Annotated in this window: 1 protein-coding gene; it reads left to right on the top strand. The window is 40.9% G+C overall.

Features of this window, described 5'->3' with window-relative positions:
• A partial coding sequence (locus tag C1G53_RS06355; RefSeq protein ID WP_161941384.1) for a transposase occupies positions 1-337 on the top strand: 337 nt, incomplete at both ends.

The raw sequence follows: 337 nt of genomic DNA, 5'->3' as shown, positions 1-337 counted from the left end.
ATATTGCACACAGGCTATCTATCTCAACATCATCAGTTATGAGAAAACTCAATGAATTCAAGTTCGAAACGGATTGGAATACCTTACCTGAGGTGATGAGCTGGGACGAGTATGCCTTCAAAAAGGGGAAAATGAGCTTTATCGCTCAAGATTTCGACTCCCTAAATGTCATCGCCATTCTGGACGGAAGAACTCAAGCAACCATCCGAAACCACTTTCTACGCTATCCTAGAAAGGTTAGAAATCGGGTCAAAGTCATTACCATGGATATGTTTAGTCCCTATTATCATCTTGCTAAACAACTTTTTCCGAATGCAAAAATCGTACTCGACCGCTT

The organism is Streptococcus suis (assembly GCF_002960445.1).
Classification (GTDB): domain Bacteria; phylum Bacillota; class Bacilli; order Lactobacillales; family Streptococcaceae; genus Streptococcus; species Streptococcus hyiners.
This window is presented reverse-complemented; position numbering and strand designations above follow the sequence as displayed.